The sequence below is a fragment of the Pseudomonas sp. LTJR-52 genome, from assembly GCF_003691465.1.
Taxonomy (GTDB): Bacteria; Pseudomonadota; Gammaproteobacteria; order Pseudomonadales; family Pseudomonadaceae; genus Chryseomonas; species Chryseomonas luteola.
Window position 1 is genome coordinate 4,485,927 of record NZ_CP033105.1, and the last position, 20,849, is coordinate 4,506,775.

A 20,849-nucleotide genomic window follows, 5' to 3' on the forward strand; every position below is an offset into this window, starting at 1 on the left:
GTGGAGATCAAGCCGTTTCATGAACCAGCTCCCGAGCATATAGTCACGCGACCGATACTCATCCTGTACGTGGCTGTCCTCTCACAGGATGTTCAGCCCTCCACGAAGTTATTAACCTAAGGAGTGATTACACACTTTCGGGTGTACTGATATGCGGCGCAAGCGCATTTCGCCTCATCGGCAGTAGCTCCGGTGCAGCAAGAACCGCCTTTACCAATTCATGCACAGCATCCTGCGCCATGACGCCGAGCGGATGCGACAATACCGCCTGGACGAGACCATCCTTCAAGGCAGCCTGGGTAAGAGGCGTCAGATCATGACAGACCACTACAGGTAAGCGTCCTTGCCGCTCGCGTACCTCCCTGAGCGCACGCAGTACCCCTTCTATCCCTCCTCCCGCCACGTACAGCCCTGCCAGATCAGGCTGGCCTCTTAGTAAATCCAAGGTGTTCTCATAAGCGAACATTTCATCTTCCAGTGTAAGCCTGGGCACCAGAAGTTCCCATTCCTCGGCCCGCTCGCTCAAATAACTTCGAAAGCTCATTTCACACAGCTCCTGACACTGGAAGCGCTGAGTGCCGATCAATAGTGCTACCGCCCCTGGCTGGCGAGCCAGCTGGGTAATGAACCAGCCGGCTGTACGTCCCGCCCGGCGGCTATCCAACCCTACATAAACTGCACCTGCAGAGGCTGCCAAATCAGACACTAGAGCGATTACAGGCATACCCTCTGCGCGCAAGGAGGCCACCGCTTCACATACCTCACGATGATCGGCTGCAACAACACCCAGTGCATCCACCTGACCACGCAATGCCAGAATGCGCTGCGCCGTGGTAGAAGGGTCAAAGTCATCCAGATAGGTAATCACAACCCTTACCTGCGCCTTGAGCGTGACGGCCGCTGCCTCGGCGAGCGCTTCGGCTAACCCTTGGTAAAAAGCTACGCCCTGCTTCATAAGCAAAAAGCCCAGCCGTACGATGGGCCGCTGCCCTGCCAGACGCTGTTCGATAATGCCTCGTGCATGGAAACCCAGCTGAGCTGCGGCATCGGCAATACGCCGCGCCGTGTCCGCACGTACCCTTGCCCGCAGATTAATGACCCGGTCTACCGTTGATAGGCTGACTCCTGCCAGACGGGCTACATCTTCCATGGTAGGACGACGCGACGAGACGTTGGAAAGCTCTGACATGGGTAGATGACCTGGGCCGCTTGTTTGACAGATTCTGACAGATATCTGTCGCGACTATAGCACTGGCTTTTGGCAAAGAGACTCCGCCCTTCATCTGCCCTGCACGCTATCTTACCTCAAGCTGATTGGCTTACAGGCCACTTAAACCTTAGCCTTCTGAAGACTTAGGTGCTCCCGTCTCGCCAGTTAAAGCCCACCAGAAAGACTTCAATGTCTCCTTATATACCCTGTGTGCGTTTCTGATAGGAAATGAAAGCCTGCCCTACTTATTTGAAAGGTTTTGACAGATAACATCACCCCTTCTCTAGCTTTACGTTTCTAAGCCTTCTAGCCTTTCGAGCACGTGCTACAGCCCCGTTATAACAACAACCCTCGGAGCGCAACATGGCCATAAAGATATCCACTGCACCTTGCTGCTGGGGTGTCGATAACGTCGACAACCCTTTTCTTCCCCCTTGGCAGCACGTACTGCACGAAGCCTCGCAGGCCGGCTACCGTGGGATTGAACTAGGCCCTTATGGATACCTTCCGCTTGACGCTCACATGGTTGGCAACGCCCTGACCGCCCATGATTTGCATGTGGTTGCCGGAACTATCTTCGATAACCTTGTTGACCCTCGGAACCTGTCCAATCTTCTGGAGCAGACGCACACCATTTGCTCCTTGCTTACGCATCTGCCCGCTATCGAGCAGGAGCCCGGTCAACGTTTCCGTATGCCCTATCTGGTTGTAATTGACTGGGGACATGAAGAGCGTGACTACAACGCCGGTCATTCTGACCGAGCTCCACGCCTTTCCCAGCAGGACTGGCAGCACATGATGAGTCACATCCGTACCATAGCCGACCTCAGCTGGAAGGAATACGGCGTGCGAACAGTGATTCACCCGCACGCCGGTGGCTATATCGAGTTCGCCGATGAGTTGGCGCAGCTGGTGGAAGATATTTTCGACGATGTCGCGGGTCTGTGCCTGGATACAGGCCATTTGTATTACGCCGGCATGGATCCGGTAGCGACGCTCCGCCAGTACGGAAGTCGCCTTGACTACCTGCATTTCAAAGATATCGACCAGGCGATATTCGATCAGGTCATGGATGAACGCATCAGCTTCTTTGATGCCTGTGCCAAAGGCGTCATGTGCCCAATTGGACGCGGCGTCATCAACTACCCTGCCCTATACGAACTCATTCAAACACTGGGTTATCAGGGCTACATCACCGTCGAACAGGAGCGCGATCCACGCAACGCCAAGGGCACCCTGCACGATGTTGCGGCCAGCCGCAGCTACCTCTCTACGATCGGTTTCTAACCCACTCTGCTAAAGGACAATAACAATGATTAATGGCAGCAAGCGTATTCCCCACTCCATCCGCTGGGCCATGGTAGGAGGCGGTCGTGATAGTCAGATCGGTTATATTCATCGCTCAGCCGCCTTGCGTGATCAGAACTTTGCCTTGATGGCCGGTGCATTCGATATCAATCCTAAACGCGGCCTCGAATTTGGCACAACACTAGGTGTCGATCCTGAACGCTGTTACCCGGACTACCTCAATCTGTTTGAACAGGAGGCCCAGCGACCAGATGGTATTCAGGCGGTATCCATCGCCACACCCAATGGCACGCATTACGCTATTACCAAGGCGGCGCTGGAGGCAGGCTTGCACGTAATCTGCGAAAAGCCCCTGTGCTTTACAGTGGCGGAAGCTGAAACATTGCGTGAAGTAGCTTTGGCGAAAAACAGAATCGTAGGCGTGACCTATGGTTACGCCGGTCATCAACTGATCGAGCAGGCCCGCCAAATGATTGCCCAAGGCGAACTGGGCGAAATTCGGATGGTACACATGCAATTTGCCCACGGTTTTCACAGTGACTCCGTAGAGTCACAAAACGGGGCCGCCCTATGGCGTATGGACCCGCGCATAGCGGGCCCTAGCTACGTACTAGGCGATATAGGTACCCATCCGCTGTATATTTCAGAAGTTATGCTGCCTGACCTGAAGATCAAGCGCTTGATGTGCTCGCGCCAGAGCTTTGTCAAAAGCCGTGCCCCGCTGGAGGACAATGCCTATACCCTCATGGAATATGACAGTGGTGCCATGGGCATGGTCTGGTCCAGTGCTGTAAACGCAGGTTCCATGCATGGTCAGAAGGTCCGCGTGATCGGCTCCAGGGCCAGTCTTGAATGGTGGGATGAACGTCCTAACCAGCTTTCATTCGAAATCCAGGGTCAACCAGCTCAAGCGCTGGAGCGCGGCATGACCTACCTCCACGCCAACGCCCTGATCGACGACCGCATCGGCGCAGGCCACCCCGAGGGGCTCTTCGAGGCGTGGGCCAATCTCTACTACCGCTTCGCCCTGGCCATGGACGCGACGGACCGTAACGATAGCACGCTATTAAAAACGCTTCGTTACCCAGACATCCATGCTGGCGTCGAGGGAGTGCGTTGGGTTGAGCGCTGCGTACAGTCTGCAGATCAGGGCGGCGCATGGGTTGACTATTGACGGTAAATTGCCGTCCTCCTTGCCTTGTAAAGGACGGGGAGAACGGCTACTCCCAATCCAGGCCACAGCATGGACACCGCGCCACTGGCTTTATAAGGCACGCTTCAACCAGTGCCGCTATTATTAGCAGGTCCATAGCCTGGGTCACAGCCACCACAGTACTAGCAACCGCAAAAACCACCCCTACCCATGTAGACACGTCTGGACGGATTTCTCTTGGCTTGGTCCTTAGCTGCAAGCAGGAGCTCTTATGTCACCACTTATTAGCCAGCCTTCATGGATGTGGTACAGGTTCGTTTTTACGTTTCCTTCAGGCTTACTGTTCTGCAGACATAGAATCATCCTATTAAAGGGCTGCTAATAGATTGATCACGAATAGAGTAGTAGGGACGCTTTTACTTACTGGCACCATCATAACTGTCAGTGGCTGCTTCGAAGGGCAAGAGGTGCTGAAACCAAAATATAGGGATGGCGAGTACAACCTGCGCTGAGTGGCGTGATTCCAGCTAACCCCGCTGCAACGTGCGAGGTCAAGAACTTCGTAGATGTGTTTGTGCTGACCAACACGTGTCACCAACTCGGTCACCTCAAACCTGCTTACGCTGCTTCAGCATTAAGGGGCTCTGCTTGCAGCCTAGCCTGCATCTATGCTCATGCTGCTGCGCGTGAAGCGATTATCTGCAAGGTAAGCAGCTCGCTTGGAGACGAGGTTGTTAAGTGGCGGCAAAACCACTCTCGATTACCTCACTAACTGGAGCCGGGGCTTGTCCTGGTGCAGTTAGTTGACTGTAGTCAGACAAACCAAAGTACTGCTGACAACACTCAGATTCCTTTATTTATCTCAGTAGCCCGTATTAGCCAGCGCTGCCTTGGGTGGGTTTGTATTTAATGAAATTGTCGCGCCTTGCCCTAACCTCAAAGGACCATCCCTTACGGCTGAGTCTGCTTTTAGGCTTCCTCTTTTTTCAACCACTCTAATGAGTCTTCAAAAGAAACTGGGCGGCTGAATAGATAGCCCTGCACCAGGGTTCCTCCTAGATCGGCAAGCACCGCCATCTCCTCTTGTGTCTCGACACCTTCGATAATGCAATCCAGCTGCATATCCTGGCTTAGGCCAATCAGAGATTTCACTATTTTGTAACCCGCAGGATTGTCCTGGATGTTGGTCACAAAGCTGCGATCAATCTTCAGCTTCGTAAAGGGAAGCGCATGAAGCTGGCTCAGGCTCGAATAGCCTGTACCGAAGTCATCCATAGAGATCCCGCAACCCAATCTGCGAAACTGCTCAATGGCCTGCTTCATTTGAACGACATCCTGCACGATTGCCGTTTCAGTAATCTCCAGATCAAGTCTGGATGGATTAAAACCGCTTCCCCTAATTACATCTATGATGCGTTGGACACTCTCACAGGTTCCACAGTCATGAGCTGACAGGTTGAATGACAAGCGTATCTCACCAGGCCATGAACATGCCTTATGCAATGCCTGGTTTAACAGCGCCAGGGTCAAACGGTTGATCAAGCCAGTGCGCTCAGCAACTGGAATGAACCGGTTGGGCGGCACAAAACCGAGTTCTGGACTTTGCCATCTGGCCAATGCTTCAAAGGCTACGGTCGTGCGAGTGGACCAGTCGATAATCGGCTGAAACAGCACGTATATTTCAAGGTCGAAATTAGCTCTCCGTAACGCCTGCTCCACCTCAACTGCAGAGTGCAGCTCTTCATAGTGGCTCTCTGAAAAGAGGCATACCGTGCCAGGGCTATGGCGCTTGCCTTGATACAGCGCATAGTCTGCAAACTCGTATAACTGAATTGCGCTACCAGCCATTCGTGGAAAGGTGGCGATACCAACCGTTGCTCCTATCTGGATAGACACATCGGCCAGCATGAACTCGGCGCGTAATGCCTGACAGACCCTCTGACCAAACATGTTTAACTCCTCATCGCTTAGCGGATCATTAATCACTGCCGCAAACTCATCCCCTCCCAAACGCGCAATATGTACCGTCTCACTGGCTAAGCCTTGAAGCCGTTGTGCAACCATCGCCAGAAGCCTGTCGCCTGTGCTGTGGCCATACAGATCATTAACCGGCTTAAACCCATCAAGATCGATAATGCCTACTGCAAGGGATCTTCGCTTACGGGTTGCCTCGGCTAACGCACTCTCAAGCGTGTTGAAAAACTGACGGCGATTGGGTAGTCCGGTCAGACTATCCTTATTGGCCAGGCGCAGGTTTTCATTGCTTAGCTCTTCAGTCTTTTCCTGAACATCAATCAGGTTGGTGAAATCCCGGTAATTGTTTTGCAGCACCACCAACATGGCTATGGATACGAGCAGAATGTTTATGGAGGTGGCAACAAAGGTAGGATTACCGGTCGCTGCAAAAAAAATGATGAAAGCAAGATCCACCACTGCCGTCACGATGAGCGCCGAGGAGCGCAGATGCATCAGACAAAAGATACAGACAATTACGGTAATACCCATGAAGAAGGCAACATGTGCCTGGCTGTAAGCATCACCATAGGGATACAGAGCCAACGACCAGAGCGTGAACCCTCCAGCGATCAAAGGTGCTAGCCGGTTCGTTCGCCTGAGCGTCGCTACGATAGCTTCGGTTGGGGGGATGGCTTTGACGCGCCACCAGTTTATGGCCCGTATTCCACATATAACTGTCAGAAGTGTCGGCACAAGAAGAGTCAGCCAGTAGGGCGCAGCCGCAACGTGAGTGATAGCCAAGACCCAAGAGTTGACCAACAGTACGAAATACATGAGTGGTAACTGCCGGGCTAACGCAACGTATTGGGCCTTTAGTAACCCTGGGTGGTGCTCTGGAACAGACAGGAGCTTAACCAGATAACCCATTAAGGATTTATTCATCACATGGTTCTCTGACGCGACAGTGACATCAAGATGATCTATTCAACACCAATATCTGGCGTAAGCGGATCTGCCATGAGCAGATCTCTAAGGGAGCAAAAAACCTCTTGTCTGCAGGTTGGACTGCTGCTAACCGGCAGGAGTTACCGATCAATTCATAAGACGGTTTTCAGGCGTCAGGTATAGGCCGGCGAGGAAAATGTCAAATATATGGCCTCAATTATTTGACTGACCAGCCAGCCAGCTCTTTTTCTTTGGTGCGCCACGCTGCCACGAAGAATAACTAGCCGATAGATATTGAAAACTCTTTAGCAGGCAAATACTTAGCGAACCCAAAAAATAATGAGTTTGCCACGCCTCACTTGAGCATGTCTTGGCACACTAGTTGTATTAGGTACTGCATGCCCGGAAGCGCTTCAGTCGTAACCCACACGACTGAAACACTTATTTTTCAAGTTCTGGCCTCACGGATACGGATAGAAGACGCCTTTACCTGACTACTTGCTGTATGGTGAATATCAGTATGTCCGTTCGTTTCTCCAAGCGTCTTTTAAAAAGTCTTCCCTTCATCGCTGCCCTGGCTTTTGGCAGTGCAGCGGCCCAAGCCGAACCGGTCGATCTGGTTAGTCTGAACCTGTCCGGTGCAGGTTTCGCGCCTCAGGTGCTGCCAGGTATCAACGGCACCAACTACATCTTCCCGGTGGAATCCTACTTCCAGCAGTGGAGCGCCAGGGGTATCAAGACATTCCGCTTCCCCATCATCTGGGAGCGCCTGCAACCCAAGCTGGGTGGCCCGCTGGATCCAGCCTATGTTGCGTTGATCGACCGCACCTTTGGTTATGCGCAAAAGCACAACATCAAGATCATTCTGGACCTGCATAACTATGCACGCTATCGCGGCCAGGTGATTGGGACCAGTGGCGTTCCGTATGCCCGCTACCAGGAGATCATGACCAAGATTGCCCAGCAGTGGAGTAATCAACCCGCCCTGTACGCCTACGACATCATGAATGAGCCCAACGGGGCCCTGGCCTACTGGGCGACCGCTGCGCAATACGGTATCAACGGTGTGCGCGCCGTGGACAAGACCCGCCCGATCATTGTGGAAGGTAACGGCTGGTCGAGCGCTACCCGCTGGGCGGAGTGGAATGATCCCTTGCTGAACCTGAAGGATCCGTCCAACAACATCATTTTCTCGGCGCACTCGTATTTCGATGAGAACGCCGGTGGCAGCTATGGTGACGTAGACGTCAACAAGCTGGACGTGATGTACGGCGTGAATCGGGTCAAGCCGTTCGTAGAGTGGCTGAAGAAGCATGGTCAGCGTGGCTATATTGGTGAGTTCGGCGTACCGGATAACAACCCGCGCTGGAACATCCTGATGGACAATATGCTGGCCTACCTGAAAGAGAATTGCGTACCGGCATCCTACTGGGCGGCAGGTCCGGGCTGGGGCAACTATTTCATGTCGGTTGAGCCTATCAATGGTGTAGAGCGTCCGCAGTGGCCGACCCTTAAGAAGTACATGGACAGCAGCAGCTGCACCGAGATTGGTCCGAAGAAAGCTGTTGCTACAACACCTGCAGCATCGACTACTCCTGTGGCCTCTACACCGGCCTCAGCAGGCACGGTGAGTGAGATTAATAACATCACTAACCTGGACTGGCTAAACGGCGTGTATCGCAAGAAGCCTGGTTTTTCGATTCCGGCCAATGATGCTAACAAGGCGGCCTTTAAAGTAGGGGCGTCGGTACGCTTGGCTGATGGCCAGGTCAGAAAGATCAGCTCCGCACAGGTCGGTGCAAAGATGGCGGTGTATCTTGAGGGCGCGGCGGTTAACGGCGCGGTGGTTGGGTATCCTAAAACACTGGTAGTCGTGCCTAACTAAATAAACGATTTCAGCCTCTATAAATCAAAAAGCCGTCCGTAGGGGCGGCTTTTTTTTGGCGTTACCCTATGGCTGATAGCAATACTACTACCGCTCCATTACATCAAGTACGACCCTATCCAATCCTGTCTTCACGATACCCCTGATGCTTAGGGTGGACACGGTAACAATCAAACGACAGTCATGAGCGTGATCAATCCCGGGGCTGTAACTCTTTTGGCTCAGGACAACGCGGTAGTCTTTTTAGGGGGTCTTGTGCAACCTGCCGGGTGGCAAGGTAGTGTTTGATATCGGCTCGCCTGTCTGCAAGCTTCTGGCGCCGCGTATGCCGCTCGAGCACTACGGCAGCTAATGCCATAGCCAGTAGCGAGACGCTGGCCAGCGTTACGAGTGCGCCTAGCCAGTAGGTATCGATACTGCCATCTATATTCCCGCTAGAGCTTCCCATGTGGAAACGTGCGCTTGCCATTCCGGTGTAATGCATTGCCGCTATGCCAAAGCCGAGAAAAATGGATGCGGCAAAACGCAGCATCCAGACATGCGCCAAAGGCCGCTTTAGATGAAAAGCTACATACAGCGCCGAGATTGAGGCAAGTACTGCGATGACCAGGGAGACGCCTAGCCATATGGGGTCGTAGCTGATGGCTGGATGCATATTGATTGCAGCCATGCCGGTGTAATGCATCGCTGCAATCCCGGCGCCCATGACCAGACCACCCCAGAAAAAATGCCGAGTCGCCAGCGCTGGACGGCAGACGATTCCCAGCGCTACAGCCGCTGCCAAAATAGCCAGCCCTAACGAAAGCACAGTGGCCGAGGCTTGGTAGCTAAGCTCGATAGGTAGGCTGAAAGCCAGCATGCCAATGAAATGCATTGCCCAGATTCCAATCCCCATGGCTATTGAGCCACAACCAAGCCATTTCCGCGCAGCAGTGCCGGATGTATTAAACACAGCAGAGGCCAGCTGGAGCGCAGTGTAAGAAGTCAGCACTGCCACAAGGATGGAGATTAAGACTAGGAGTGGGTCATAACTACCAGTAAGCATAGGATTACCCGGTTTCAGATCCTAAGCTTAACGGCCGACTGCGTCGTTTCTGAAATTACGCTCGCAGTCCGAGGTCCATATCCCGGTACGCTCATGTGCTGCAACACATGCGCCAAATACAGCCGTCAATGGATACCGCGTGTAGTCGATACACAAGAACCACCCCTTAAGCTGCGCCGCAGGGAAAAGCGTAACTGGTACCCACAACAAATGATCTCCATGAACCAGGCCAATCGTCTTCGGCGCGTCTTCATCGTGTTTGCCCTGTGCTTTACCCTGGGGCTTACCAGCGTTGTGTCACTTCAGCTTTTTAGAAGCTATGAGGCTACTTTAGATGCTGCTGAGGTGAATGCGGCTAATCTGGTGAAATCAATTGCGCAGCACGCTCAGGACACTTACGAGGAACTTGATCTGACCAGCTATGGCATAGTCGAGAGGCTGGAGTGGGATAAGTTTGGCGCAGGGCTATCGGATGAAAATGTGGCGCGTTTAAAGCACTTTTTCAAACGCCAAGTGGCTCAGATGAACCAGGTGCACGGCATTTTCGTTTATGACAAGGATGGCAAATGGATCGTGACGGATAAGGATGACTATCCCGCCAGCATCAATAACAGTGACCGCGAATATTTCATCTACCACAAGACCTTTAGGGACCGAGGGGTTTATATTGGTACACCCCTGCGCAGCCGATCTACAGGCGACCTTGTAGTCCCTGTTTCGCGCCGAATCAACAACCCGGACAAGAGTTTTGCCGGCGTTGTGCTGGTTACCGTCAATATCGAGTATTTCAACGCCTACTACGCTGACTTCCGACTGGGTGCCGGGGATATCATTGTCCAGGCCTTGCGTAGCGGTGAAGTGATCTCACGGTTGCCCAATTCAGAAAATAACATACGGCTTAATCTCTCCAAGGGCGAGGTATACAGCAAGTACCTGCACCAAGGACGCTTTGGCGTTACTCGAATTACTTCAGTTGTAGACGGCGTAAAGCGTATCCAGGGATATCAGGCGCTTGAGCGCTATCCGCTGGTGGTACAGGTTGGATTTTCCTTAAAAGATGTGTTAGCCCCCTGGCTGACCGAGGTGGTGATTTACACCGGCGGGCTAATGGTCATGCTCGCTGTTTTATTTGCCCTGGCGCTGGTCGTGCTGCGCTACATGCGACTGGACCGGGAAAATCAACTCGAACTTAAAGCCGCCTATGACGCTGTTGAAAGGCTGGCAATGGAAGATGGCCTGACCGGTTTAGCCAACCGACGCCATTTCGATGTCATGCTGCCGGTTGAGCTGAACCGAGGACGCCGTCAGGCTCACCCGATCGGGCTTATTATGCTCGACGTAGATTATTTCAAACGATTTAATGACCGCTATGGCCATCAGATGGGAGACCTGTGCCTTCAGGCCGTAGCGCAGGTCATTAAACAAAATGTTCGCCGCGCAGGTGACCTCGCCGCACGCTATGGTGGTGAAGAGCTTGTCATCCTGCTGCCTAATACCGATGAAGCGGGTACTTATGGCATTGCGACGGCAATCATGGAAGGTATCAGGGCGGCAAACATTGAACACATAGACTCTCCTCTGGGTCGCGTCACAGCCAGTATCGGATACCATGTGGTGATTCCAGACAGTTCTGAATACAATCCGGCCTATGAGCTGGGCTTTGCTGACATGAATCTGTATACAGCAAAGGAGCTGGGACGAAACAGAGTCCATCCTATTCCCAATATTATCTAACATCCTCTTGCCCAGCCGTTAGAGCAATTTCTCGTTTTCCTCCCCCTCGATTCGATACGGCTGAAAATCTGCGAGCCTATTTAAAGCCGATATGAATTGACTTTTATCGCCTGATAGTCAGTGGTTAGAGTTTTGCGGTAGTAGACGCAGGAAGTAGTGCAGCCGCAGGCCTTATGGATAGTCTCTTTCGTGAAGCCAGAGGCATGCAAGATATAGAAGAATGGCTGATATCGAATATTGACCAGGAGTACTTTGTTTCAAAAAACATAATTGGTCTTTGAATAAGTCAGCACAGGCCTGGATTGCGAGCAGGGCGAGGATCCTACTGAGCTGCTATTACACGGTCACGGCCAGCCCTTTTTGCCATATACATCGCACTATCAGCCATACCGATTAGCTCTACCGGCTCTGTGCTGTTTTCTGGCGCAGTGGCTACACCAAAGGAGGCTGTAACGGAAATGGAGTGGCCACCTTCTAGAGTATTGAGCTGGCGCAGCGCCTCACATACCTGCTGAGCGCGAGCCACGGCATTTTCCTTTGTACAATCCGGCAAAATCATGACCAGTTCTTCACCGCCATACCGGCAGGCTAGATCAGAGGCACGCAAGGACTTTTTCAATAATTGGGCTGTCATGCGCAGGGCTGCATCCCCTCCGGCATGCCCATGGAGATCGTTTACCTGCTTGAAATGGTCGATATCAAGCATGATTACGCTAACAGGTGATCCATTACGTTGTGAACGAGCCAGTTCACGAGCCAGACTTTCCTCCATGAAGCGACGGTTGTAGAGGCCGGTCAGAGCATCCTTGACGGACTGGTCACGCATTACTTGTCTCAGCTTCGCATTGGTCAGTGCCAGCGCGGTCTGCTCACTGATGGCTTCAGCCAGATTCATCGCTTGATCAACCAGGGCGCCGTCCTTAATGGGCTTGCTGATATACAAAAGGCCCAGCACTTCACCGTAAGCGGTTAAGGGTAGGCAGTAATGATTACGCGAGTCTTCTGCCATATAGTGATTACAGTGCAATGCAGAATGATTTTCCTCGCAGTAATGCACTTGTCCCCGACGCAAAGCCCAGCAATCATGGGAGCCATCATACGTGGCTCGACCTCCTCGCTGCCCCATGTGGCGCCTCGCTCCAACATGTCTGCTGAATTACGGTAGAGAAAGATCGCACCTACTGTATCTGGCAGCAGTTTTGAGCAATACAGCGAGCTGATTGCCAGTCCCTCTTGCAACGTCATCTCAGTCTGAAGCGTACGAGACATCTCTCCCAAGAGAGATACTTCAAGGTTACGCTGGCTAAGTTCTCTGACGCTCTCCTCAAGCTTTCGGCTGATGAGTTGAGAATCATTGGCTGAGTTTTCTTGAGCAAGGATAGCGTTACGCATTGACCTGAGCATAAAGGATAGAAGCAGCATGGTCAGGAGTGTACTGACTAGAGAAAAGCCTACTGCCGCTATACTTTTCTCTCCAAGCTTATTATCAAGCGCTGCCAGTTCCTGCTGCTCTCCAAATATGAGTTCGCCTACCACGTTACGAACGTTTTCCATCAAATCCTTGCCGTGACCGGTACGAATAATGGCCTCTACTGCAGCGTACCCCTGCTCATGCCTGAGGGTGATGGTTCTGGCCAGATCTTCGAGCTTCAGCTGAGCATGCTTAATAAGCACATCTACTTTTTCTGTCTGATCCAGAACGTCGCCAGCGTAAACACTCTTGAGCCTCTTGAGTTCGTTAGGCAGGGAGGATAGCGAAACATAGTAGGGCCGTAAAAATACCTCATTACCGGTAATGACATAACCACGCTGGCCCGTCTCTGCATCGACCACCAGTTCCTGCACAATACGGAGATTTTCTATCTGCTTCTGGACAACATTACGTTCTTGGCGCGTATCGTTGACCCAAAACAGGCTAAGGGGGGCAACTGCTGCGGTTAGGATCATGATGATTGAAGCGCTGCCGGCAGCAAGCTTGAGCCGAGCCTTTCTGAACGCCATTACATTAACCTTGCTACCAAATCCGGTTGAGCGGAGCCAAAGTCAGCCGTACCTAAAGGAACGAGAGGGCCATAGAAACGTACTGCTCTGGTAAGCGCCAGCTTGTGAGTAGGCGCTCACCAAGAAACTATGAAAGCAGGCCTAAGGGAAATAAAAATAGCTCGCTCCATAATCACAGGTCTGTTCATTGTCATAAGCATCGACCAACCCTTCAAAAACCTGAGCTTGGCGGCAGCCTTTAAGCCTAGTGGCAGACAGACGGTCATACAGATTCTTGAAGGTCAATAATAAGGTGGGTCGTTACCTTATACAGACAAGCAGCAGAGTATCTGGCTCTGGCTTTAGGTGACGCCCTAGACCTCTCGCTGGCTTTGATAAGTAATGGGCAAGTACTGCGTGATATGACCATCGTCCTGCATGAACACTGGTCTAACGATGGTGAAACAATGACCAAAAAGCGCAACATGCTCCGTACTTTTAGTGTGGGAAGCATAGCGCGGGACGCGAAGCGGCCCTAATACGACCTGTTCTGCTGCTCGATGTACTAGCGTATGTTCGATATCGACGCCGCGCCCACGTTGCCCGCGAAATAGCTTGGGCTCCATAGGGCGTTATTTAAATACGCAGCCACCACGAGTTCCGGGTACATCAGCCGCAGTCGCCTGCTGGAGACGCCCTTGAGGCTATTCACGAGTCGCGAGAGCGCTATCTTCGACGGATAGTGCATAGCAAATGCACATGGTCAGGCCCGCCATTGAGCTCAATGAGTTCAGATTCAAAGTCCGCGCTGACACTACGGAAAATTCCTTCTGGCGAGAAGCGTACACCACCCGCGTCTGTTCAGCTTGCGGCTCCTTAGTAGGACCGCAGGGCGTCAATGGGTTGCGTATAAAAGAATGGACCTGCTGTGAGTGCGGTGTCGCTCACGATCGCGATATTAACGCGGCTAGAAACATTCTTGCGCTCGGGCATGAGCGTCCATCTGTGGGAATCCCCGTCCTTTAGGCCGGGGAGGATGTAAATGGCAGGCATGAGCAATTACGTACCTGTAGTGAGCGCAGGCTAGATACTTCTGGGTTCGGTTACTCCCAGCATCACAGCATTACCTGCCTGCGCTCATCAGTAAGGCTTCGCTAGTGATGCTTAGTCCAGCAGATCTGCGGGTACGTTACCGCCGTTCTCAGCCAGTTTTTGCAGTACAGCTTTGTGCAGCCACATGTTCATCTGCGCGGAGTCCTGCAGTTTATCTGCTGGGCAGTTCAGTTCTTTGGCGAGCTCCTGACGAGCAGACAGGCTGCTGTCCAGGTCAAGCAGCTTGAGCAGATCGACGATGGACGTTTTCCAGTTGAGCTTTTCGGCATGGTTGGCCGCCAGCCCGTCGAGCTTGGCAGCCACATCCACCTGACTGATGGCCTGTGGTGCGGCTCCGGTAGCTGTATCCGTGGACGAGGATGACGTGCCAGCGGGCGTACCTGCCGCTGCATCAGTGCTGCCCGGCTGCTGCGCGGTAGGTTCGGCAGCGTGTGCTTCTTTACCAATACCAAGCTTGGACAGGATATTGCCAAATAGGCTCATATAAACTCCTCATCTATCAATCGAGACGGTGACCTGCTTGTGCAGGGCTTGCCTATCTTCCGACCGCTGTGTCGAGGAATTAGTTTGAAATAAATGCCATTAGTTTGAGACCAGACCCAACATCTTCATTCCTGTTGGTGTTACTTCTCCTTCGGAATAATGGAGATGGCACCATTTTTCTCCAGAATCGCATATTTGATCTGATCCATTCGCTCAAGCCCATGCGTGGTACGGGCCGCCTCCAGGATGTCCTCCTCGGCCAGACGTACCTTGTTCAGTCTCGCCTTGAGCACCTGTCCATTCTCCACGATGATCATGGGCATCCCGTCTATGAACCGCGCAAGCTTGGGCGACCGCTCCTTGACCAGCGATAACCCTATATCGATGACTACCAGGGTCACGATGATAAGCGCTGCGTTGGTTACGGAAAAATCATCGCCCAGCAACGCCTGTTGGGTCGCCTCGCCAATAATCAGAAGTAGCACAAAATCAAACGTTGTGATTTCAGCCAGGGTACGCCGCCCGGCAATCTTGAAGATAACAAAGACCACCAGATAAACCGCCGCAGCGCGTAATACCGCGTCCATGATTGCTCCTTACGGATAAATGAATTGCGTCAGTTGCAGGGCGGGCCCTGAAGTCAGCGTTGAAACGACACTGCGAGACAGACCAACCCCCTGTGCCCGAAGACTCAGGTGCGTCTGGACCCAGCCTCGATCATCAGCCAGGTAGGTAAGGCGCATCCCTGAACCGTAGCTGCGGGATTCGACTGGCTCGGGTTGCAGGCTGTCGACACTGAATGAGTCCAACAAACTGCCGTCGAGCAGGATGGTCGCTTTTCCATCTGCTCCAGCCTTGGCCTTGATGGTGACCGGCATGGATGCACCATTACGTGCAAAGCGCTCGTAGACAATGATCAGTTCGCCATCAGGGCTCTGGATTTCGGTATGACTTAGTGGACCCTTGGAGAACAGACCAAGCAACGTCAGGATGACAATGGCGCATAGCATGTACCAGCCTATACGCTCGATCATCCAGATCCGTTTCTGTACGCAAAGGTCTTCTTGGATCGGATACTGGCGGCTGGAAAACTCGTTCTTATCGTCTGGCGTTGACATATTTACGTCCCTGACCTGTTGTTACGGTTGAAAGCCGGGACACTCATTAGTTCTGCGCGTACACGCCGTGCCTCGCCTCATCCCCCTATCGCAGCACACCGCATACGGCGGCCAGGAACCAAGCCCTTAAGCATTACGTCTATAACATCAGGTAATACTTTGAGAGTGCGCCATGACATTCAATGAGCTCTCGGCAAAACTCTCAAACTGGGCAGGCCAGGTCCGCCGTTCCAGCTGGCTGTCGCAGGCATTATCCTTAGGGCTGTCACAGGCCCAATCTTTCATTACAACGATACGTGGCAGCTGATCATCAACACCTCCACGACCATCATTACGTTTCTCATGGTGTTTCTGATCCAGAACACACAGAACCGTGACAACGATGCCCTGCACATCAAGCTCGACGAACTCTTGCGCGTTACCAAGGCGCCCAGGATCGCCTGCTCTACCTGGAAAATCTCGACGCCAATGAACTTAAAGCGCTGCGCAAGAAGTATGAGGAAATAGGAAAAGAGGCCAGTGCGCTCAAGCGTCGGGACCTGGAGGCCGAAGAAAAGACTGATCAGGCCTAAAGCAACGTGACACTAATCACAGTTAGAAAAACCCAACCTCAGTAATGGCACTAAACCATCACTTCATTATTGACATGTAAATAAATCCTATAACCGCCATTAAGTTTCAAGCGTAGAAAACGATAACCCCTCCAATGCGGTTCTCTGCGCAATCGACTTAATGGTGGTGCTTGATGCCTTCCTCTGATGTTTCTCTCGATCATTCCATTTCTGGAGCTTCCAACCACGCCTCAATGACAGGTACCGTCTGGATTCCGCTTGCGCTGTGTGGCGTAGCTGGCGGAGCCGGAATTGTCTGGGCAGGAAACGCTTCCTCGTTGAGCTGGGTGCTGGCAGCTGCGCTACTGATTGCAGCCGGGCTTTTGGCTGTCTGGGGCCAGGCGCGCCAGCAGCAGGTGCTGAAAGCACTTTCTGCCTCACAAAGCGAGGCACGCGGCATGACCGGCAAAAAGGCCCAAGAAGGTGCTGTGGACGGGATCTGTATTGAAGTGCTCCCGGTGTGGGCACAGCAAATCGAAACAGCACGTAGTCACACGGAAGAAGCCGTTACTCAACTGACCCATCGCTTTGCTGAGCTGGCAGGACGTATCCAGATGTCAGTCGAAGGGTCCCATGATGGCAGTGCTCAGGCGCTTGTTGCGCTCCTGTCCTCCAGCCAGAACGAACTCAACGGCATCATTACCGGCCTGCGTGAAGCCCTGTCGAGCAAAGAAGTGCTTCAGCGCGAAATCACCCAATTGCACGACTTTACCGGCCAGCTTCAGGCCATGGCGAAAGACGTCGCCGATGTTGCCAAGCAAACCAACCTGCTGGCCTTGAATGCCGCGATCGAAGCCGCGCGTGCGGGTGAAGCAGGCCGTGGATTTGCGGTGGTCGCCGATGAGGTTCGCAAGTTGTCGACTCTGTCGGGCAATACCGGGCAGAAGATCAGCGAAACGGTGGAAACCGTTAACGCGGCCATTCTCCGCACGCTGGATGCCTCCGAGCAGTATGCGCGCCAGGATGCTGAAACTTTGGCAAATTCCGGCAATGTCATTGAAAACGTCATCACCCAGTTCAATGCCAACGCCAGTCATCTGGTGCAGCAGAGCAACACCTTGCGCGAGCAAAGTGAAGCCGTGGGCGCTGAAATCTCGGACGTCCTGGTAGCCCTGCAATTCCAGGATCGCGTCAGCCAGATGCTGAGCCATATCCGCAATGATTTGAACAAGCTGGAACAGCGCCTGCTTGACCGGCGTACTCAGGCCGCGCAGGGCGAGGCGTTGAAGCCGATTGACACCAAAGCCTGGCTTGATGAGCTGGCCAAGACCTATACCACAGCGGAGCAGCTGGCTGTCCATCACGGCAAAACGCCGGCTTCAGCCGCTTCGTCCGATATCACCTTCTTCTAAGCCACACTTCTGTTCGAGACCATTATGAGCACGAAAAAAACCGTTCTTATCGTTGATGACTCCATTTCGATCCGCCAGGTCGTCGGCATGACACTCAAGGGCGCCGGCTACGACGTGATCGAGGGCTGTGATGGCAAGGACGCATTGGGCAAGTTAGACGGCCGCAAGATCCACCTGATTATCAGCGACGTGAACATGCCCAATATGGACGGCATTGCGTTTGTTACAGCAGCCAAGAAGCTGCCGGCCTACAAGTTCACGCCGGTCATCATGTTGACCACCGAGTCGGGTGCCGACAAGAAATCAGCCGGTCAGGCCGCAGGCGCCAAAGCCTGGATGGTCAAGCCCTTCCAGCCCGCTCAGATGCTGGCGGCTGTTTCCAAACTGATTCTGCCGTAACCCTGCTACGAGATCGTCACCATGACCGAAGCCGCTATTGAACTGCATCACCGTGTGGCCCTGGATGGCCCGTTGACTATTTATACAGCAGCTGAGAGCAAGGCCAAGGTGCTCGATCCGCTCAAGGCCAGCGCACTTGTCGAATTTGATCTGGCAGGAGTAGATGAATTCGATTCGGCTGGCCTGCAGCTGCTCATCCTTGCAAAACAGGAAGCAGCCAGGCGTGGCTGCTCGCTTAGCCTGTGCAATCACAGCCCTGCGGTTGTGGAGTTGCTTGAGCTAAGCGGGCTAGTCAGCTTTTTTGGCGACCCTCTTCTTATTCAGCCGCATCTCGCTTGAGGCCACGCCGTGAATATCGATGACGTGTTAAAGATTTTTATTGCCGAAAGCCAAGAGCTTCTCCAGCAGATGGAAGATGCTCTGTTGCAGATCGAGCAGAACCCGCATGATCCAGACCTGATCAATGCGATTTTCCGTGCTGCCCATACAATCAAGGGTTCAGCAGGCCTGTTCGGGCTGGACGGTATCGTCAGTTTTACCCATGTGGCAGAAAGCGTTCTGGATCGCATTCGCAGTGGCGAGCTTGCCTTCAACGATGCGTTGGCCGCCCTATTCCTGCAGGTATGCGATCAGCTCAATGCCCTTATTACGCATGTAGAAGCTGGCGGCTCGCTGGATGAATTGGAGCCGGCACTGCACAAGCAGGGTACAGCCCTGGTCGAGACCTTGAGCCAGTATCTGTCTGGCAATGCCGTACCGACCTCGATTGTGGAAGCCGCTGCGCCCGTGGCCCGTGAGATCAGTGACAAGCCTGGCGAGCATTGGCACCTGTCACTGCGCTTTGGCCCCGATGTGTTACGCAATGGCATGGATCCCTTAGCGTTTTTACGGTACCTCAATACCTTCGGGCAGATCACTCATATCGTCACGCTAACTGAACATGTTCCTACGGCTGACGAAATGGACCCGGAAACCAGCTATCTGGGTTTTGAAGTGGCTTTTGCAACGGATGCCGATAAGGAAACGATTGAAGGTGCCTTCGAATTTGTTCGTGAAGACAGTCAAATTCGTATCTTTCCACCGAACAGCAAGACGGCCGATTATATCCAGTTGATCAACGAGCTACCGGAAGAAGATCTGCGCCTGGGTGAAATGCTGGTACGTTGCGGTGCGCTGACACAATCGGAGCTGGAAAAAGCACTTCAAAAACAGTCAGAGCCAGAAGCAGAAGCAGCGCCTATTGGTCAGGTACTGATCAATGAGAAGAATGTCCAACCACAAGTCGTGACCGCTGCGCTGCAGAAGCAAAAGCAGGTCAAGGACAACCGGACAGCTGAAGGTAACCTGATTCGAGTGGATGCCAACAAGCTTGATCAGCTTATTAACCTGATCGGTGAGCTGATTATTGCAGGGGCCGGTACTCAACTAGCCGCTCAGCAAAGTGGCGTTGCCCAACTGGTAGAGTCTACTGGCGTACTGTCGCGCTTGGTGGAAGAGGTACGTGATTCAGCCCTGACCCTGCGAATGGTACAAATCGGCACGACATTTAACCGCTTCCAGCGCGTCGTGCGTGATGTGTCCAAAGAGCTGGGTAAGGACATTGTTCTGGAAATCAGCGGTGGTGACACCGAACTGGACAAGACCGTAGTCGAGAAGATCGGCGATCCGCTGACCCACCTTATTCGCAACTCCATGGATCATGGTATTGAGCCGGCCCTTGTTCGCCTCGAGCGTGGCAAGCCTGCCCAGGGTACGGTGCGCCTGAATGCGTACCACGAGTCCAGCAGCATTGTCATCGAGGTATCGGACGACGGTGGTGGTCTTAACAAAGATCGCATCCTACGCAAAGCCATAGAGCGCGGACTCGTCAGCGACAACCAGAGCCTGACCGACAAGGAAATCTTCAACCTGATTTTCGAGCCTGGTTTTTCTACCGCCGAGCAAGTCAGCAACCTGTCCGGTCGTGGCGTAGGGATGGACGTGGTAAAGAAAAATATCACGGCTCTACGTGGCACAGTGGATCTGGACAGCGTTGAAGGCATAGGCACTACGATTAGTATCCGCCTGCCCCTGACACTGGCCATTATTGATGGCTTCCTGATTGGCGTTGGCAAAGCCACCTATGTGGTTCCACTGGACATGGTTGAGGAATGCATTGAGCTGACCAGCGACCAGTCCTCTGCGGCCAGACAAAGTACGAGCGATTACATCGATTTACGGGGCGATGCCCTGCCCTTCATCCGACTACGTGAATTGTTTGCCGTTGAAGATGAACCGCCACGCCGTGAAAACGTGGTTGTCGTGAACTATGCAGGTAGTCGTGCCGGCTTGGTCGTAGATCAGCTCATGGGTGAGTTTCAAACCGTTATCAAGCCACTCGGCAAGATTTTCGATAACAACCGCGCCTTGGGCGGCTTCACCATACTGGGTAGTGGTGCCGTGGCGTTGATCCTCAGTGTGCCGGGAATGATCGGCACAATTACACAAAGGCAGGCCGCTTCCAGCACCGCCATGACCATCAATTCCTGATTGAGACAGCTATCATGAACGAAACGAA

Annotated in this window: 16 protein-coding genes and 4 pseudogenes; 10 read left to right on the forward strand and 10 right to left on the reverse strand. The window is 53.0% G+C overall.

Features of this window, described 5'->3' with window-relative positions; translation table 11 throughout:
- Nucleotides 1-127 precede the first annotated feature (127 nt).
- Entirely contained in the window at nucleotides 128-1,189 is a 1,062-nt protein-coding gene (locus EAW52_RS20935) for a LacI family DNA-binding transcriptional regulator (protein WP_256680650.1), read from the reverse strand.
- 384 nt (nucleotides 1,190-1,573) lie between these two features.
- Here EAW52_RS20935 and EAW52_RS20940 point away from each other — a divergent pair, with 384 nt between their 5' ends.
- A complete protein-coding gene (locus tag EAW52_RS20940; protein WP_122043921.1) occupies nucleotides 1,574-2,497 on the forward strand; it encodes a TIM barrel protein in 924 nt (307 codons plus the stop codon).
- A gap of 25 nt (nucleotides 2,498-2,522) precedes the next feature.
- Nucleotides 2,523-3,692: a Gfo/Idh/MocA family protein gene (locus EAW52_RS20945; protein ID WP_122043922.1), complete on the forward strand. Its 1,170-nt coding sequence runs from the start codon at nucleotides 2,523-2,525 to the stop codon at nucleotides 3,690-3,692.
- 948 nt (nucleotides 3,693-4,640) lie between these two features.
- On the opposite strand, the gene EAW52_RS20950 is transcribed toward EAW52_RS20945, so the two are convergent.
- Nucleotides 4,641-6,569, reverse strand: a complete 1,929-nt coding sequence (locus tag EAW52_RS20950; protein ID WP_122043923.1) for a bifunctional diguanylate cyclase/phosphodiesterase — start codon at nucleotides 6,567-6,569, stop codon at nucleotides 4,641-4,643.
- A 523-nt stretch (nucleotides 6,570-7,092) separates the two neighbouring features.
- Between EAW52_RS20950 and EAW52_RS20955 the strand changes: the two are divergent.
- Nucleotides 7,093-8,445: pseudogene (locus EAW52_RS20955) on the forward strand (glycoside hydrolase family 5 protein); the annotation flags it as partial.
- Nucleotides 8,446-8,650: 205 nt separating this feature from the next.
- Here EAW52_RS20955 and EAW52_RS20960 read toward each other — a convergent pair.
- The gene (locus tag EAW52_RS20960; RefSeq protein WP_162997670.1) at nucleotides 8,651-9,352 is read right to left on the reverse strand and encodes an MHYT domain-containing protein; all 702 of its coding nucleotides are present in this window, start codon (nucleotides 9,350-9,352) and stop codon (nucleotides 8,651-8,653) included.
- A 54-nt stretch (nucleotides 9,353-9,406) separates the two neighbouring features.
- A pseudogene (locus tag EAW52_RS26915) lies at nucleotides 9,407-9,502 on the reverse strand (MHYT domain-containing protein); the annotation flags it as partial.
- Nucleotides 9,503-9,721: 219 nt separating this feature from the next.
- Here EAW52_RS26915 and EAW52_RS20965 point away from each other — a divergent pair.
- The gene (locus EAW52_RS20965; RefSeq protein WP_162997671.1) at nucleotides 9,722-11,236 is read left to right on the forward strand and encodes a sensor domain-containing diguanylate cyclase; all 1,515 of its coding nucleotides are present in this window, start codon (nucleotides 9,722-9,724) and stop codon (nucleotides 11,234-11,236) included.
- A 322-nt stretch (nucleotides 11,237-11,558) separates the two neighbouring features.
- Here the strand turns inward: EAW52_RS20965 and EAW52_RS20970 are convergent, their stop codons facing one another.
- The 3 genes and pseudogenes from EAW52_RS20970 to tnpA all read right to left on the reverse strand — a co-directional run.
- Complete coding sequence (locus EAW52_RS20970) at nucleotides 11,559-12,293, reverse strand: GGDEF domain-containing protein (protein WP_372238868.1); 735 nt, start codon at nucleotides 12,291-12,293, stop codon at nucleotides 11,559-11,561.
- On the reverse strand, nucleotides 12,206-13,237 hold the full coding sequence (locus EAW52_RS20975; RefSeq protein WP_122043927.1) for a CHASE3 domain-containing protein: 1,032 nt from the start codon (nucleotides 13,235-13,237) through the stop codon (nucleotides 12,206-12,208). The genes EAW52_RS20970 and EAW52_RS20975 overlap by 88 nt, the downstream gene beginning before the upstream one ends.
- Nucleotides 13,238-13,781: 544 nt before the next feature.
- Nucleotides 13,782-14,038: pseudogene (gene tnpA / locus EAW52_RS20980) on the reverse strand (IS200/IS605 family transposase); the annotation flags it as partial.
- Here tnpA and EAW52_RS20990 point away from each other — a divergent pair.
- Nucleotides 13,976-14,242, forward strand: coding sequence for a transposase (locus tag EAW52_RS20990; protein ID WP_256680846.1), 267 nt, complete (start codon nucleotides 13,976-13,978; stop codon nucleotides 14,240-14,242). The pseudogene tnpA and the gene EAW52_RS20990 sit on opposite strands and share 63 nt — an antisense overlap.
- A gap of 138 nt (nucleotides 14,243-14,380) precedes the next feature.
- On the opposite strand, the gene EAW52_RS20995 is transcribed toward EAW52_RS20990, so the two are convergent.
- The 3 genes from EAW52_RS20995 to EAW52_RS21005 form a co-directional block, all read right to left on the reverse strand.
- The gene (locus EAW52_RS20995) at nucleotides 14,381-14,812 is read right to left on the reverse strand and encodes a DUF3597 domain-containing protein (RefSeq protein ID WP_010798861.1); all 432 of its coding nucleotides are present in this window, start codon (nucleotides 14,810-14,812) and stop codon (nucleotides 14,381-14,383) included.
- Between the two features lie 140 nt (nucleotides 14,813-14,952).
- A complete protein-coding gene (locus tag EAW52_RS21000) occupies nucleotides 14,953-15,399 on the reverse strand; it encodes a DUF421 domain-containing protein (protein WP_122043929.1) in 447 nt (148 codons plus the stop codon).
- A gap of 9 nt (nucleotides 15,400-15,408) precedes the next feature.
- Entirely contained in the window at nucleotides 15,409-15,930 is a 522-nt protein-coding gene (locus tag EAW52_RS21005) for a hypothetical protein (protein ID WP_019366683.1), read from the reverse strand.
- Nucleotides 15,931-16,102: 172 nt separating this feature from the next.
- Here EAW52_RS21005 and EAW52_RS21010 point away from each other — a divergent pair.
- From EAW52_RS21010 to EAW52_RS21030, 5 genes and pseudogenes are all read left to right on the forward strand, one after another.
- Nucleotides 16,103-16,502: pseudogene (locus EAW52_RS21010) on the forward strand (low affinity iron permease family protein).
- Nucleotides 16,503-17,095: 593 nt separating this feature from the next.
- A complete protein-coding gene (locus EAW52_RS21015; RefSeq protein ID WP_372238931.1) occupies nucleotides 17,096-17,893 on the forward strand; it encodes a methyl-accepting chemotaxis protein in 798 nt (265 codons plus the stop codon).
- Nucleotides 17,894-17,917: 24 nt separating this feature from the next.
- On the forward strand, nucleotides 17,918-18,292 hold the full coding sequence (locus EAW52_RS21020; protein ID WP_019366686.1) for a response regulator: 375 nt from the start codon (nucleotides 17,918-17,920) through the stop codon (nucleotides 18,290-18,292).
- Between the two features lie 21 nt (nucleotides 18,293-18,313).
- On the forward strand, nucleotides 18,314-18,631 hold the full coding sequence (locus EAW52_RS21025) for a lipid asymmetry maintenance protein MlaB (RefSeq protein WP_019366687.1): 318 nt from the start codon (nucleotides 18,314-18,316) through the stop codon (nucleotides 18,629-18,631).
- Nucleotides 18,632-18,640: 9 nt separating this feature from the next.
- Nucleotides 18,641-20,821 carry a chemotaxis protein CheA gene (locus EAW52_RS21030; RefSeq protein WP_122043931.1) on the forward strand — a complete coding sequence of 727 codons (2,181 nt, stop codon included), beginning with the start codon at nucleotides 18,641-18,643 and terminating at the stop codon, nucleotides 20,819-20,821.
- Nucleotides 20,822-20,849: the final 28 nt, after the last annotated feature.